General features: G+C 72.5%; 15 protein-coding genes. 10 read left to right on the top strand and 5 right to left on the bottom strand.

The genetic code is table 11. The annotated features are described in order from the left end of the window. Positions 1–84 precede the first annotated feature (84 nt). Entirely contained in the window at positions 85–1182 is a 1098-nt protein-coding gene (locus ACFY3I_RS11030; RefSeq protein ID WP_390860318.1) for a bifunctional succinyldiaminopimelate transaminase/glutamate-prephenate aminotransferase, read from the top strand. A gap of 181 nt (positions 1183–1363) precedes the next feature. Here ACFY3I_RS11030 and ACFY3I_RS11025 read toward each other — a convergent pair whose 3' ends face one another. After that, on the bottom strand, positions 1364–1831 hold the full coding sequence (locus ACFY3I_RS11025; protein ID WP_365295842.1) for an ATP-binding protein: 468 nt from the start codon (positions 1829–1831) through the stop codon (positions 1364–1366). Between the two features lie 281 nt (positions 1832–2112). Next, the gene (locus ACFY3I_RS11020) at positions 2113–3117 is read right to left on the bottom strand and encodes a heavy metal transporter (RefSeq protein WP_390860317.1); all 1005 of its coding nucleotides are present in this window, start codon (positions 3115–3117) and stop codon (positions 2113–2115) included. A 93-nt stretch (positions 3118–3210) separates the two neighbouring features. Here ACFY3I_RS11020 and dapE point away from each other — a divergent pair, with 93 nt between their 5' ends. Continuing rightward, on the top strand, positions 3211–4290 hold the full coding sequence (gene dapE / locus ACFY3I_RS11015; RefSeq protein WP_365295846.1) for a succinyl-diaminopimelate desuccinylase: 1080 nt from the start codon (positions 3211–3213) through the stop codon (positions 4288–4290). Positions 4291–4394: 104 nt separating this feature from the next. Then, entirely contained in the window at positions 4395–5153 is a 759-nt protein-coding gene (locus ACFY3I_RS11010; protein WP_390860316.1) for a TIGR00730 family Rossman fold protein, read from the top strand. Positions 5154–5246: 93 nt separating this feature from the next. Here ACFY3I_RS11010 and folP read toward each other — a convergent pair whose 3' ends face one another. Continuing rightward, the gene (gene folP / locus ACFY3I_RS11005) at positions 5247–6107 is read right to left on the bottom strand and encodes a dihydropteroate synthase (RefSeq protein ID WP_390860315.1); all 861 of its coding nucleotides are present in this window, start codon (positions 6105–6107) and stop codon (positions 5247–5249) included. A 173-nt stretch (positions 6108–6280) separates the two neighbouring features. Between folP and ACFY3I_RS11000 the strand changes: the two genes are divergently transcribed. Together ACFY3I_RS11000 and ACFY3I_RS10995 are read left to right on the top strand one after the other, a co-directional pair. Beyond that, entirely contained in the window at positions 6281–6640 is a 360-nt protein-coding gene (locus ACFY3I_RS11000) for a DivIVA domain-containing protein (protein ID WP_365295852.1), read from the top strand. A gap of 44 nt (positions 6641–6684) precedes the next feature. Next, positions 6685–7272, top strand: a complete 588-nt coding sequence (locus tag ACFY3I_RS10995) for a DNA-3-methyladenine glycosylase I (protein ID WP_390860507.1) — start codon at positions 6685–6687, stop codon at positions 7270–7272. A 76-nt stretch (positions 7273–7348) separates the two neighbouring features. On the opposite strand, the gene ACFY3I_RS10990 is transcribed toward ACFY3I_RS10995, so the two are convergent. After that, on the bottom strand, positions 7349–8152 hold the full coding sequence (locus ACFY3I_RS10990) for an enoyl-CoA hydratase-related protein (protein ID WP_365295854.1): 804 nt from the start codon (positions 8150–8152) through the stop codon (positions 7349–7351). 380 nt (positions 8153–8532) lie between these two features. On the opposite strand from ACFY3I_RS10990, the gene ACFY3I_RS10985 reads away from it, so the two are divergent. Then, positions 8533–8700, top strand: coding sequence for a DUF3117 domain-containing protein (locus ACFY3I_RS10985; protein ID WP_004950282.1), 168 nt, complete (start codon positions 8533–8535; stop codon positions 8698–8700). Positions 8701–8788: 88 nt separating this feature from the next. On the opposite strand, the gene ACFY3I_RS10980 is transcribed toward ACFY3I_RS10985, so the two are convergent. Then, a complete protein-coding gene (locus tag ACFY3I_RS10980; protein ID WP_365295899.1) occupies positions 8789–9487 on the bottom strand; it encodes an O-methyltransferase in 699 nt (232 codons plus the stop codon). A 235-nt stretch (positions 9488–9722) separates the two neighbouring features. Here ACFY3I_RS10980 and sigE point away from each other — a divergent pair, with 235 nt between their 5' ends. The 4 genes from sigE to ACFY3I_RS10960 all read left to right on the top strand — a co-directional run bounded on the left by sigE (position 9723) and on the right by ACFY3I_RS10960 (position 12999). Continuing rightward, a complete protein-coding gene (gene sigE, locus ACFY3I_RS10975; RefSeq protein ID WP_365295856.1) occupies positions 9723–10439 on the top strand; it encodes an RNA polymerase sigma factor SigE in 717 nt (238 codons plus the stop codon). After that, positions 10436–11398: an anti-sigma factor family protein gene (locus ACFY3I_RS10970; protein WP_390860314.1), complete on the top strand. Its 963-nt coding sequence runs from the start codon at positions 10436–10438 to the stop codon at positions 11396–11398. Before sigE ends, ACFY3I_RS10970 begins: the two co-directional genes overlap by 4 nt. Before the next feature lie 253 nt (positions 11399–11651). Next, positions 11652–12101: a sec-independent translocase gene (locus ACFY3I_RS10965; RefSeq protein ID WP_365295860.1), complete on the top strand. Its 450-nt coding sequence runs from the start codon at positions 11652–11654 to the stop codon at positions 12099–12101. 226 nt (positions 12102–12327) lie between these two features. After that, a complete protein-coding gene (locus tag ACFY3I_RS10960; protein ID WP_390860313.1) occupies positions 12328–12999 on the top strand; it encodes a hypothetical protein in 672 nt (223 codons plus the stop codon). Positions 13000–13090: the final 91 nt, after the last annotated feature.

The raw sequence follows: 13090 nt of genomic DNA, 5'->3' as shown, positions 1-13090 counted from the left end.
TCGGTCCCGTACGGCCTGATCGCATCCGATCGGCGCCTGCGGGGCCGAGGCGTTTGCCGTACCGAGGAAAGTGAGCCAGAAACCGTGTCCGCAGTCTCCGACCGCCTGCCCGTCTTCCCCTGGGACAAGCTGGAGCCGTACAGAAAGACGGCCGCGGCGCACCCGGACGGCATCGTCGACCTCTCGGTCGGCACCCCGGTGGACCCGGTCCCCGATCTGATCCAGAAGGCCCTGATCGACGCGGCGGACTCGCCCGGCTACCCCACGGTCTGGGGCACCCCGGCGCTGCGCGACGCGATCACCGGGTGGGTCGAGCGCCGGCTGGGCGCCCGTGACGTCACCCACCGCCACGTCCTGCCGATCGTCGGATCCAAGGAACTCGTCGCCTGGCTCCCCACCCAGTTGGGCCTCGGCCCCGGGGACAAGGTCGCCTACCCGCGCCTCGCCTACCCCACCTACGAGGTCGGCGCCCGGCTGGCCAGGGCGGAGCACGAGGTCTACGAGGACCCGCGGGAGCTGGACCCGGCGAACCTGAAGCTCCTGTGGCTGAACTCCCCTTCCAACCCGACGGGCCGGGTCCTGCCGGCCCGGGAACTGGCGGAGATCGTCGCCTGGGCCCGCGCCCACGGCGTCCTGGTCTTCTCCGACGAGTGCTACCTCGAACTGGGCTGGGAGGCGGACCCGGTCTCGGTGCTGCACCCGGACGTGAACGGCGGCTCCTACGACGGCGTCGTGGCCGTCCACTCGCTCTCCAAGCGGTCCAACCTGGCGGGCTACCGCGCGGCCTTCCTGGCCGGTGACCCGGCGGTGCTCGGGCCCCTCCTGGAGATCCGCAAGCACGGCGGCATGATGACGTCGGCGCCCACGCAGGCGGCGGTGGTGGCGGCCCTGTCCGACGACACCCACGTCCGGGAACAGCGCGAGCGCTACGCCTCCCGCCGCGGCCTGCTGCGCGCGGCGCTGGAAGGGCACGGCTTCCGCGTCGAACACAGCGAGGCGAGCCTGTACCTGTGGTCGACGAGGGACGAGCCCTGCTGGCAGACGGTGGCCCACCTCGCCGAACTGGGCATCCTGGTGGCACCGGGCGACTTCTACGGCCAGGCGGGCGAGAACTTCGTGCGCGTGGCGCTGACCGCGACGGACGAGCGCGTCCAGGCGGCGGTGGCGCGACTCGCCGCGTAGGGGCGGGGCCGCGTCGACGTGCGGCCGCGCCGCCCGCGCGACTTTCACCGGCCCGCACGTGACGCACGGCGCACGTGACACACGGCGGGCGCGTGACGCGTGACGGGCACGTGACACGACGAGAAGGGACCCGGGGGGCGCGCCTCCCCGGGTCCCTTCTCGCATCGCCTGTGCCGTGGCGTCAGCCGCCGATCGGCAGGCCCTTGACCGGCAGGCCGCCCTTGGCGAGGCCCTGCGCCGGCAGCCCGCCCTTGGTGAGCCCCTGCGTCGGCAGGCCGCCCTTCGTCGCGGTGGCCGCCGTCTCGCCGAGCAGCCCGCCGGCGGAGCCGGCCGCGTCACCGGCGGCGTGCTGCACCACCGGGGCCGCCACCTTGACGGCCTTGCCGCCGGTCCGGCCGGCGGCCGGAAGCGCCGACTCGACGGTCCGGCCGCCGGTGTGGCCGACGGTGCCGGTGACGTTCTGCGCCGCGCTGTCGGCGGTGTTGCCGACGCTCGCTCCGTCCAGCGCGGTCAGACCACCCAGGTTCGGGGTACCGGCGGGCAGGTTCGGGGCCGCGCCGGCGGAGCCGGCCGCACCAACCCCGGCAGCCGCTCCCGCTGCGACGAGCAGCGCGGCACGGGCGATCCGACGGGTCAGAGGGAGGGACATGGTGCTCCATTCGACGGGAGGGAAGCTGATCGCCGTGACTACCGCTCGAAGCCCACGAAGGTTGCGGAGACGCTGGGTAAAGAATTGATAACGCATCGCATTATCGGGTGTGGATAAAAACGGGCAAAGAGTGCCCGGGGCGAGACCTCGCCGTGATCCGAAGAATCCTTACACCCCCCTGCTCGCAACGGGTTCCACGCAGCGGCGCGCGGCTGCGTGGAAACCTGTGCAGGGCACCGACCGGGCCGGCCCCGGCCGACCCGACGGAGTGAAACCCCGAACTACTGCCCGGTGACGATCCGCACCGATCCCGCGGACTTCTCCGCGCCGCTCGTACTCCGGTTGCCGGCCGCCGTCGGCCGCCACTGGCTGTCGGTGCTCCCGGCGAACCACTCCCGGCCGGCGTACGACACCCGCTGGATGTGCAGCGCGGAGGAGTTGGCCACCGCCCAGTGCGCCAGCTGCCAGCCGCGCTCGCTCTCGGTCCGTCCGGACCTGTCGGTCTTCCCGCCGTCCGGCACCGGCACGGTCACGGTCCGCCCGTGCGCCGTCGCGGTCACGCTGGGCGTCGGCGTCGGGGAGCTCGCGGAGGAGCCGTTCACCTCCGCGCCGGCCTCCTCGACCGCGTCCCGCCCGAAGTCCCGTACCAGCGCGGTCCGTACCGCGTCCGGACCGACCGCCGTCGCCTCGGTGACGGCGGCCGGGCGCCCGTCGCAGGTCAGCGTGGCCGCCGCCTGCCCGGTCAGGGCCGCCGCGAGCACCGTGGCGTCGTTCTCGTGCTTGGCGTACGCCTCGGGATACCCGCTGCGCTGCACGCGCTGCGCGGCGACCGTCAGGGGCAGGGTCTCGTAGTGCGGGACCTTGGCCAGGTGGGCGTAGAACATGCCCGCCGCGTAGGCCGGGTCCAGGATCTGCTTCTCGGTGCCCCAGCCCTGCGAGGGCCGCTGCTGGAACAGGCCCAGCGAATCCCGGTCGCCGTGCTGGATGTTGACCAGCCCCGACTCCTGGATCGCAGTCGCCAGGGCGATGGCCACGGCCCGCTCGGGCATGCCGCGCCCGGTGCCGACGGCGGCGATCGTCGCCGCGTTCACCGCCTGGTCGGGCGTGAACTCGTACGACTGGCCGCCGCTTCGGCCCGAGACGACCTTGCAGCCCTCGGCGCCACCGCCGCCGGTGACGTACTGGACGACGAGATAGGCCGCGACGGCGCACAGGATGAACAGACCCGACACGAAACGCAGGGCACGGCGGCGACGCGTGGGGCGGGTGGGGGACGGCTCTGGCACGCGTACAACATACTGGAGAGTACGAGCCGCACACCCCTGGGTGCCGAAGCCTGTGAAACCGTTTCTGCGGTGCCGCGCGCTAGGGTCGGGGCCATGGCCGACACCTCGCTTGACCTCACGCTGGACGCGGCCGCGCTGACCGCGCGACTCGTCGACTTCCCCTCGGAGAGCGGCACCGAGAAGCCGCTGGCGGACGCGATCGAGGACGCGCTGCGCGGCCTGCCGCACCTGACGGTCGACCGGTACGGCAACAACGTGATCGCCCGGACGGACCTGGGCCGCTCCGAGCGCGTGATCCTGGCGGGCCACATCGACACCGTCCCGATCGCGGACAACGTGCCGTCCCGGCTCGACGAGGACGGCGTGCTGTGGGGCTGCGGCACCTGTGACATGAAGTCCGGCGTCGCCGTCCAGCTGCGCGTCGCGGCCACCGTCCCCGCCCCCAACCGCGACCTGACCTTCGTCTTCTACGACAACGAGGAGGTCGCCGCCCACCTCAACGGCCTCCGGCACGTCGCCGAGGCGCACCCGGAGTGGCTGGCGGGTGACTTCGCGGTCCTGCTCGAACCGTCCGACGGCGAGGTCGAGGGAGGCTGCCAGGGCACCCTGCGCGTCCTGCTGAGGACCACGGGGGAGCGGGCCCACTCCGCGCGCTCCTGGATGGGTTCCAACGCGATCCACGCGGCCGCCCCGATCCTCGCCCGGCTCGCCGCCTACGAGCCGCGGTACCCGGTCATCGACGGCCTGGAGTACCGCGAGGGGCTCAACGCGGTCGGCGTCTCGGGCGGGGTGGCCGGCAACGTCATCCCCGACGAGTGCGTGGTCACGGTCAACTTCCGGTACGCCCCCGACCGTTCCGAGGCGGAGGCCCTCGCGCACGTCCGCGAGGTCTTCGCCGGCTGCGGGGTCGAGGAGTTCGTGGTCGACGACCACAGCCCCGGTGCGCTGCCCGGCCTGGCGCACCCGGCCGCGGCGGCCTTCATCGAGGCGGTCGGCGGTACCCCGATGCCCAAGTACGGCTGGACCGACGTCTCCCGGTTCTCCGCTCTCGGCATCCCGGCGGTGAACTACGGGCCCGGCAACCCGCATTTGGCGCACAAAAGGGATGAAAGGGTCGAAACAGCCAAGATCCTGGCGGGTGAGGAGCGGCTGCGGGCCTGGCTGACCCGCTGAGCCACACGGCGGCGCTGCGCACCGGACATGCCGACGTCCCGCGCCGGTAACCGGGGTGGATCTACGCTGGGGCGGAAACACCTGCAAGCGGAGGGAGCGCGCATATGCCTACCGGGAACCCCGAGGGTAAGAAGGTGCCACCGGACGAGCAGCGCCTCGGACCGGTCCTCCGACGGCGCGGCCAGGTGACCGCGAGCACGACGGACCAGCGCCTGCTCGACGCGGGCGGCCCCTCCGACTGGGTCCACACGGACCCCTGGCGGGTGCTGCGCATCCAGTCGGAGTTCATCGAGGGCTTCGGCACGCTCGCCGAACTCCCGGCCGCGATCAGCGTGTTCGGCTCGGCCCGGACCCCGGTGGACTCGCCGGAGTACGACGCGGGCGTGCAGCTGGGCCGGGGCCTGGTCGAGGCCGGCTGGGCGGTCATCACCGGCGGCGGGCCCGGCGCGATGGAGGCGGCCAACAAGGGCGCCCTGGAGGCGGGCGGCGTCTCGGTCGGCCTCGGCATCGAGCTGCCCTTCGAACAGGGCCTGAACCCCTACGTCGACATCGGCCTGAACTTCCGCTACTTCTTCGTGCGGAAGATGATGTTCGTCAAGTACGCGCAGGGCTTCGTGGTGCTGCCCGGTGGTCTCGGCACCCTCGACGAGCTCTTCGAGGCGCTCACCCTCGTCCAGACGCAGAAGGTCACCCGCTTCCCGATCGTGCTGTTCGGCAGCGCGTACTGGGGCGGCCTGGTCGACTGGCTCCGCAACACCCTGGTGGCCCAGGGCAAGGCCTCGGAGAAGGACCTCATGCTGTTCCACGTGACGGACGACGTGAACGAGGCGGTGGCCCTGGTCTCCAAGGAAGCGGCCCGCTGACACCGGTCGCGCCCGCCCGCCCACCCGGCTCCCGCGCCGCTCGGCCCACCGGCAGGCGGGCGGGCGGGCGGGCGGCAGGCGCGGGCCGGGCCGTCACGCCAGGCCGCGCCGGGCGACCGCCGGGGGCCGGTGGCCCGCGATCGAGGCGACCATGTCGAGCACCTGGCGGGTCTCCGCCACCTCGTGGACGCGGTACACCTGCGCCCCCAGCCACGCCGACACCGCGGTCGTCGCCAGGGTGCCGATCAGCCGTTCCTTCACCGGGCGGTCCAGCGTCTCGCCGACGAAGTCCTTGTTGGACAGGGAGACCAGCACCGGCCACCCCGTCGCGGCCATCTCGCCCAGCCGCCGCGTCGCCTCCAGGCTGTGCCGGGTGTTCTTCCCGAAGTCGTGACCGGGATCGATCATCACCGAATCCCGGGGCACCCCCAGTGCGACGGCCCGCTCGGCCAGGTCCACGGTCACCCGCAGGATGTCGGCCATCACGTCGTCGTACGTCACCCGGTGCGGCCGCGTCCGCGGCCGGGCCCCGCCCGCGTGCGTGCACACCAGCCCCACCCGGTACCGTGCCGCGACCTCCGCCAGTCCCGGATCGACCCCGCCCCAGGCGTCGTTCAGAAGATCCGCGCCGGCCTCGCAGACGGCCTCCGCCACCGAGGCGCGCCAGGTGTCCACGCTGATCACGACCTCCGGGAACCGCCGGCGCACCTCGGCGACGAATCCGACGGTCCGCCGTGCCTCCTCCTCGGCGGTGACCTCCCCGCCGGGGCCGGCCTTCACCCCGCCGATGTCGACGATCGCGGCCCCCTCGGCGATCGCCCGCTCCACGCGCGCGAGGGCGGGTTCGTCCAGGAAGGTCGCCCCCTGGTCGTAGAAGGAGTCCGGTGTCCGGTTCACGATGGCCATGATCACCGGTTCGTGCGGCGCGAATTCCCGCCTGCCCAGCCTGAGCATCGCCTGTGACCTCTCGTAGTGAGTCCCTCGGTACGACCGCCTGCGCCCCTGGCTGTCAGACTCGCATGGCACGATCGGACACAGACACATTCGACACCGAGCACACTAGGCGCACTCGCACCACGAGTACGCACCGAGCTTCATCGAGTTCATCGAGCCTGGGGGCCACCGCGATGGTTATGTTCCTGTTCCTGGTCGTCGCGCTCGCGGTCGTGGTCGCCGCGGTCACGCTCTCCGTGGTGAGCGGCGGCGAGAGCGCCCCGCTGGCCGACGTGGCACCCGAGCGGCTCCAGGACCCGCTGCCCCCGGACCGCCCGGTGAACCGCGCGGACGTGGAGAGCCTGCGCTTCCCGCTCGCCCCGCGCGGCTACCGCATGGCGGACGTCGACGACGCCCTCAGCCGGCTCGGCGCCGAACTCGCGGAGCGCGACGCCCGGATCGCCGACCTGGAGTCCACGCTGGCCGGCGCCCAGGCCCGTCCGCACGCCGCGCACCCCTCGCTGGACAAGCCCGCACCGGAGGACCGGCCGTGACCGACCCGACCGGCGCGGAGGGCCTTGCCGACGTGACCGACGACGTGACCGCCGGCGCGGCCGTGGCCGGGCGGGACGGCGGACTGCGCTGCCCCTGGGCGCTGTCCACGGAGGACTACGTGGCGTACCACGACGAGGAGTGGGGCCGCCCGGTCCACGGCGACGACGCCCTCTACGAACGCCTCAGCCTGGAGGCCTTCCAGTCGGGACTCTCCTGGATCACGATCCTGCGCCGCCGCCCCGGCTTCCGGGCCGCCTTCGCCGGCTTCCGCATCGAGAAGGTCGCCGCCTTCACGGACGAGGACCGGGACCGGCTGCTGGCCGACCCCGGCATCATCCGCAACAGGGCGAAGATCGACGCGACGATGGCCAACGCGAAGGTGCTGGCGCAGTGGTCACCGGGCGAGCTGGACGAGCTGATCTGGTCGTTCGCCCCGGCGCCGGGCACGTATCCGGCGCCGCGGACCACGGCCGACGTGGCACCGGTGACCGCCGAGTCGACGGCCCTGTCCAAGGCGCTGAAGAAGCGGGGGCTGCGCTTCATCGGCCCGACGACGGCGTACGCCCTGATGCAGGCGTGCGGGTTGGTCGACGACCACCTGGAAACATGCGTGAGTCGCCGCCCGCTTTAGGGGCGCCGGAGGGAGGAACTCCGCGACCAGCCCCCACGCGCCCGCGGTCCGCAACGGCGACTCAGCCCCCCGGGGATCACCGGCCCAGATATTTCGGCTTCTCCTTGTTCACGAACGCCTGCACGGCGATGCCGTGGTCCTCGGAGGCGCCGGCCCGCGCCTGCAGCTCGTCCTCCTTGTCCAGCGTCTCGTCCAGGGAGTGCGTGAGTCCGAAGGCCACCGCCTCCTTCAGCGCCGCGTACGCCACCGTCGGGCCCTCGGCCAGCTTCCGCGCGACCTTCTCGCCCTCGGCCCGCAGGTCCGCGGCGGGCACGACCCTGTTCGCGATGCCCAGCTCGTACGCGTCCTGCGCGCTGATGCTCCGCGGGAAGAGCAGCAGGTCGGCGGCGCGGCCCGGCCCCACCACCCGGGGCAGCGTCCAGGACACCCCGGAGTCCGCGGTCAGCGCGACCCCGGCGAACGACGTGTTGAACGCGGCGGTGTCGGCGACCACGCGGTAGTCCGCGGCCAGTGCGAACCCGAGACCGGCACCGGCGGCGACGCCGTTCACCGCGGCCACCACCGGCTTCGCCGCCCCGGCCAGCGCCCGGACGATCGGGTTGTAGTGCTCCCGGACCGTCGTCATCGTCCGCCCCGCGCCCGTCTCCCGGTCCGAGGCGAGCAGCGTGATGTGTTCCTTGAGGTCCTGGCCCACGCAGAACGCCCGGTCCCCGGCGGCCGTCAGCAGGATCGCCCGCACGGCCCGGTCGGCCGCCGCCTCCTGCGCGGCCTCCCGGAGCGCCACCTTCGCGGCGATGTTCAGCGCGTTCATCGCCTCGGGGCGGTTCAGCGTGATCGTCGCGAGCCCGTCGCCCACCTCGTAGAGCACGGTGTCGGTCATGGTGCGTCCCCTCCGTCGTCTCCGTCGTCGCGGCAGACCTACCGCTCGGTACGTCTGCGTCCGAAGGACAGCATGGCGGAGATCATCGCCGGGGGACCGGACCCGTCGTGTGACCTGCGTCAAACAAAACCGGAGCCGACTCGGGCGGCGTAAGGACGTGAGGCGGGCGCAGTATCGCAGTCACATCGCCGAATTGGGTGGTTTTGCTCGCGCGCGTTGCCCAAGCGATGCCGACTGATGTTGGTCATCGGGTCCTGAGATGCGGGATAATGGCTTGGAAGCAATGTGTTCGATGCCGGTGCCGCGTGTCCCGCCAGGATCGCGCGTGCCCTCGTGGGCCGTCGGCAGACGATGAGCTGTTTTCAGGAAGGGGAACCAGCATGGCGGCCATGAAGCCGCGAACGGGTGATGGCCCGCTCGAGGTGACCAAAGAGGGGCGGGGCATCGTCATGCGCGTTCCGCTCGAAGGCGGCGGTCGGCTCGTCGTCGAGCTGACCCCTGACGAGGCCGCGGCGCTCGCCGACGCCCTAAAGAACGTCGTCGTCTGAGGCGTCAGCGACCACACCCTTTCGGCCGCCCCGGCATCGTATGAGGTGCCGGGGCGGCGCCGTACCCGCCCGGCCCTTCCCCGGCGGGTCAGCGCTTGACGGCGCAGAGCAGCCCGTCGCCCACCGGCAGCAGCGACGGCAACAGCTCCGGGCTCTCCCGGACCGTGCGCAGCAACTCGCGCAGCCGCAGCACCTCGGTGGGCTGCGGGCCCGAGTCGACGGTGCGGCCGTTGGCGAAGACGCCCTCGAAGACCACCAGGCCACCGGGGCGCAGCAGGCGCAACGATTCAGCGAGATAGTCCGAGTACTCCTGCCGGTCGCCGTCGCAGAAGACCAGGTCGTAGCCCGCGTCCGCGAGACGGGGGAGTACGTCGAGGGCGCGGCCGGGGATGAAGCGGGCCCGGTTGCTGGCGAAGCCGCAGGCGCGGAAGGCCTGCCGGGCGAACTGCTGGTGCTCCGGCTCGGGGTCGACGGTCGTCAGCACACCGTCCGCGCGCATCCCGTGCAGCAGATGCATCCCGGAGACCCCGCACCCGGTGCCGATCTCGGCGACGGCCTTGGCGTCCACGGAGGCGGCGAGCAGTCGCAGCGCGGCACCCGTGCCGGGCGACACCGAGCGCAGCCCTGCGTCGCGGGCCCGGTCACGGGCCCACCGCAGCGCTTCGTCCTCGGCGACAAAGGCGTCGGCGAACGCCCAGCTCGTCTGCCGGTTGCCGGTAATGACCCTCTCCTGTCCCCGTGGTTGCCTGGGCGTGACTGTATCCGTTGGTGCCGGGAACCCGCAGATGGGACCAGGCGTTTAGAGGGATGGAAGACAGGGCGGGGGGACACGAATGGATCACGATGACGGGACGGCGGTCGAGCAGCCGCCGACGCGGCCCGACGAGCCGTACGTGCAGAGATCAAATTCTCGTAAAACCGCTTATCCGGTGCTAACGGGCGAGGTGGCTATGGTAGGGGCTCCACTGGACACCACCAGAGCCGACAGGGGAGGTGCGGCCGTACCCGGGGATCGGGGAGGAGTGCTGAGGCGCTTCCTCGGATCGGCGGGCAGGCCGAAATCCGTGAACGACACCGCTGCTGACCCCAGCCACGCCGACGCGCTCGCCACGGGCGAGGACCGGACCGCGACCTTCTCCACCGACGCGGACGGGCAGGCATGGACTCCGCCCACGTGGGAGGAGATCGTCAGCACGCACAGCGGTCGCGTCTACCGCCTGGCCTACCGTCTCACCGGCAACCAGCACGACGCCGAGGACCTCACCCAGGAGGTCTTCGTCCGTGTCTTCCGCTCCCTGTCGACGTACTCGCCGGGCACCTTCGAGGGCTGGCTGCACCGCATCACGACCAACCTGTTCCTCGACATGGTCCGGCGCAAGCAGCGCATCCGCTTCGACGCCCTCGGTGACGACGCGGCCGAGCGCCTGCCCAGCCGGGAGCCCACCCCGTCCCAGGCGTTCAACGACGCGCACTTCGACGCCGACGTACAGCAGGCCCTGGACACCCTCGCGCCCGAGTTCCGCGCCGCCGTCGTCCTGTGCGACATCGAGGGACTGTCGTACGAGGAGATCGCCGCGACCCTCGGCGTGAAGCTCGGTACGGTCCGCTCCCGGATCCACCGTGGCCGCTCCCAGCTGCGCAAGGCCCTCGCGCACCGTTCCCCGGAAGCCCGCAGGGCCGAGCGCCGCTCCTTCGTGCCCCGTGTTCCCGCACTGGGAGGAGGGGGCGCGTCCGCGTGACTGGTTCACGACCGAAACCCGCCGAGCGACAGCTCGCAGAACAGCACCTGGGAGACCGGCTCTCCGCCCTCGTGGACGGAGAACTCGGGCACGACTCGCGTGAGCGCGTCCTGGCCCACCTGGCGACCTGCGCCAGGTGCAAGGCCGAGGCCGACGCCCAGCGGGCCCTGAAGAGCGTCTTCGCCGAAGCCGCCCCGCCGCCGCCCTCCGAGAGCTTCCTGGCCCGCCTCCAGGGGCTGCCCGGGGGCGGCGACACCGACGGTTCGCCGTTCGGCGGAGGTGGTCCTCCGGGGCGCCGGTCCGACAGCGGGGCCTTCGGCATGAGCCGGGACGACCGCTTCGAGTTCGGCTACGTCCCGGCCCTCCCGCACGACCCGGCCGCGACCGCCGAGCGGGGTTTCCGCATCCACCCGGTCGGCCGCCCCGACACCGACCGCTCCGCCTCGCGGAGCATGCGGTTCGCGTTCGTCGCGGCCGGCGCGGTCTCCCTGGCCGCCGTCGCCCTCGGCGGGGTCACCGCCGGCCTGCCAGGCTCCCCGTCCGCCGACGCGCGCGGCACCGGCGGCGGCAGCGTCGCCCCGGCCGGCGCGGCGGGCACCGGTACCGCCGGCACCGCCGAGTCCCAGCGCCGCCGCTCCCTGACCCCGCTGCTTTCGTCCGGCAGCCTGCTCGGCTCCACCACGACCGCGGCACCCACCTCGGTCTCCGCGCCGCTGCTGCCCGGGATGCCCGCCCAGGGCGCGGGCGGGAAGACGCTGCGCGAGCTGACCGCGCCCGTCCTGGCCGGCGCGGCCGCCGTCTCCCCGCTGATACGACCGCTGACCGCCAACCCGCCGTTCACCCTCACCTCGTGGACCGGCGCCCCCGAGGCGACCGGCGCCGCCCTGCTCGCCGCACCCGTCCCCGACACGACCTCCGCGCCCTCGGAGCCCTCCGCCTCCTCCCGAGCGGCCCGCTGACCCCCACCGCGCGTCCGACGGCCATGACCCCGGCACGTCGTACAGGAACTGACAGAAACGTCACAGGCGGCACCACCCCATGCCTCCGACTAGGCAAACAACCGGGAAAACCGGTCGTACACGCGCAGTCGGACACCTTGGGACGGTACCGGTCGGACAGGTACGCCGGGTACCGTGGACCCGGCCCGGACCACGGAACAACCGCATCAGCGACCGGAGGGCCGAGGACCGAGGACATCGCAAGGAGCTTCAGGTGTTCAATGACATAGGACCACTCGAGCTGGCGACCATCGTCGTGCTCGCCGTGCTCGTCTTCGGTCCGGACAAGCTCCCGAAGGTCATCCAGGACGTGATGCGGACCATCCGCAAGATCCGGGAGTTCTCGGAGAGCGCCAAGGCCGACATCCGCGAGGAACTGGGTCCGGAGTTCAAGGACTTCGAGTTCGAGGACCTCAACCCCAAGAACTTCGTCCGCAAGCACCTGGACAGCGAAGAGCTGGGGCTGAAGGAGATCCGCAACGGCTTCGACCTGAAGAAGGAGATGGCCGAGGTCACGGAGGCGGTGCACAGCCGCGAGACCGACGCCTCCCCTGCCACGGGCAGCGGCTCCGCGGGCTCCGGCGGCGGACGGATCGACATGACCAAGAAGCCCGAGGACGCCGGCCCGGAGGACCGTCCGCCGTTCGACGCGGACGCCACCTGAGCCGCGCCCGACACTCCTGCCCGAGCGGCGCACGTGACGCGTTTCATAGCGCGGGTGCGCTGCTCACGGCTTGATCCGGCCGCCCGCGCGACCCACGCGGCGGGCGGTTTCGCTGCTGGTCCCAGCGGTGTGGATATGCTGCCGAGTTGTTGTGCGGACCGGACGAGTGCGCCCGAAGGGGGGCGGGCCGCCCCGGACCGACGAGAGCTAGGAGGCGTCCGGGCAGATGGAGACGACAAGTCGGGTGGGCGAACAGACGCCGGTCGTGGAGAACGGACAGCAGGTCCTCTCCGCCCGGCGCACGGTCGACGGCTACCTGGCGGCGCCCTTCCCCTGGTACGGCCTCGACGAGGCGTTCACGGGGCCGCGCTGGCTGATGCAGGTGGGTGCGGCGGCCGACGGTGCCGTGGAGCACGGTTCGATCGGGCACGGCGACGAGCCGTCGGTGCGCAACGAGCACCTGGCCGCGTCCGCCGGGGAGCCGCGGGAGAAGTTCGCGGTGGTGGTGACCGTCGCGGCGAATCCCTCGCGCCGGAGCGCCGACGGCACGGGACTGCTGGAGGCGACGTCGGTGTCGTCGGCCGCGTGGCTGGCCGGGGTCGGGCTGCTGTCCTTCACCTGGCCGGGGCAGATGGACCACAGCCTGCGGGACGACTGGCTTGACCAGCAGACCGAGACGGCGTGGGAACTGGCCGACGAGCTGAGCGGGCCGGAGTGGTCGACGCTGTCGCTGCCGGTGGACGGGGTGGCCACGCCGTTCCACTACCGGGAGTCGGAGTTCGGGTGGGTGCTCGCCGGGTCCACGTCGCAGGGCGTGCACGTGGGGGCCTACGGCCGGGGCATGTCGGCGTACGGCCTCGGGTTCGCGGTGGTCAAGGACGTCGCCGAGTACGCGTGAGGAAAGGGGCGCCGACGGTTTGTGGCGCCCCTTCGCCGCAGGGGTCGCGGTGCGTGTGCGACCGCAGGTACGTCGTGGCCGTTCGCGCGGT

Origin of the sequence: Streptomyces sp. NPDC001068, assembly GCF_042897315.1 — a bacterium.
Classification (GTDB): domain Bacteria; phylum Actinomycetota; class Actinomycetes; order Streptomycetales; family Streptomycetaceae; genus Streptomyces.
Note: the sequence above shows the minus strand (reverse complement) of the source record. Positions and strands in the feature narration are given on the sequence as shown.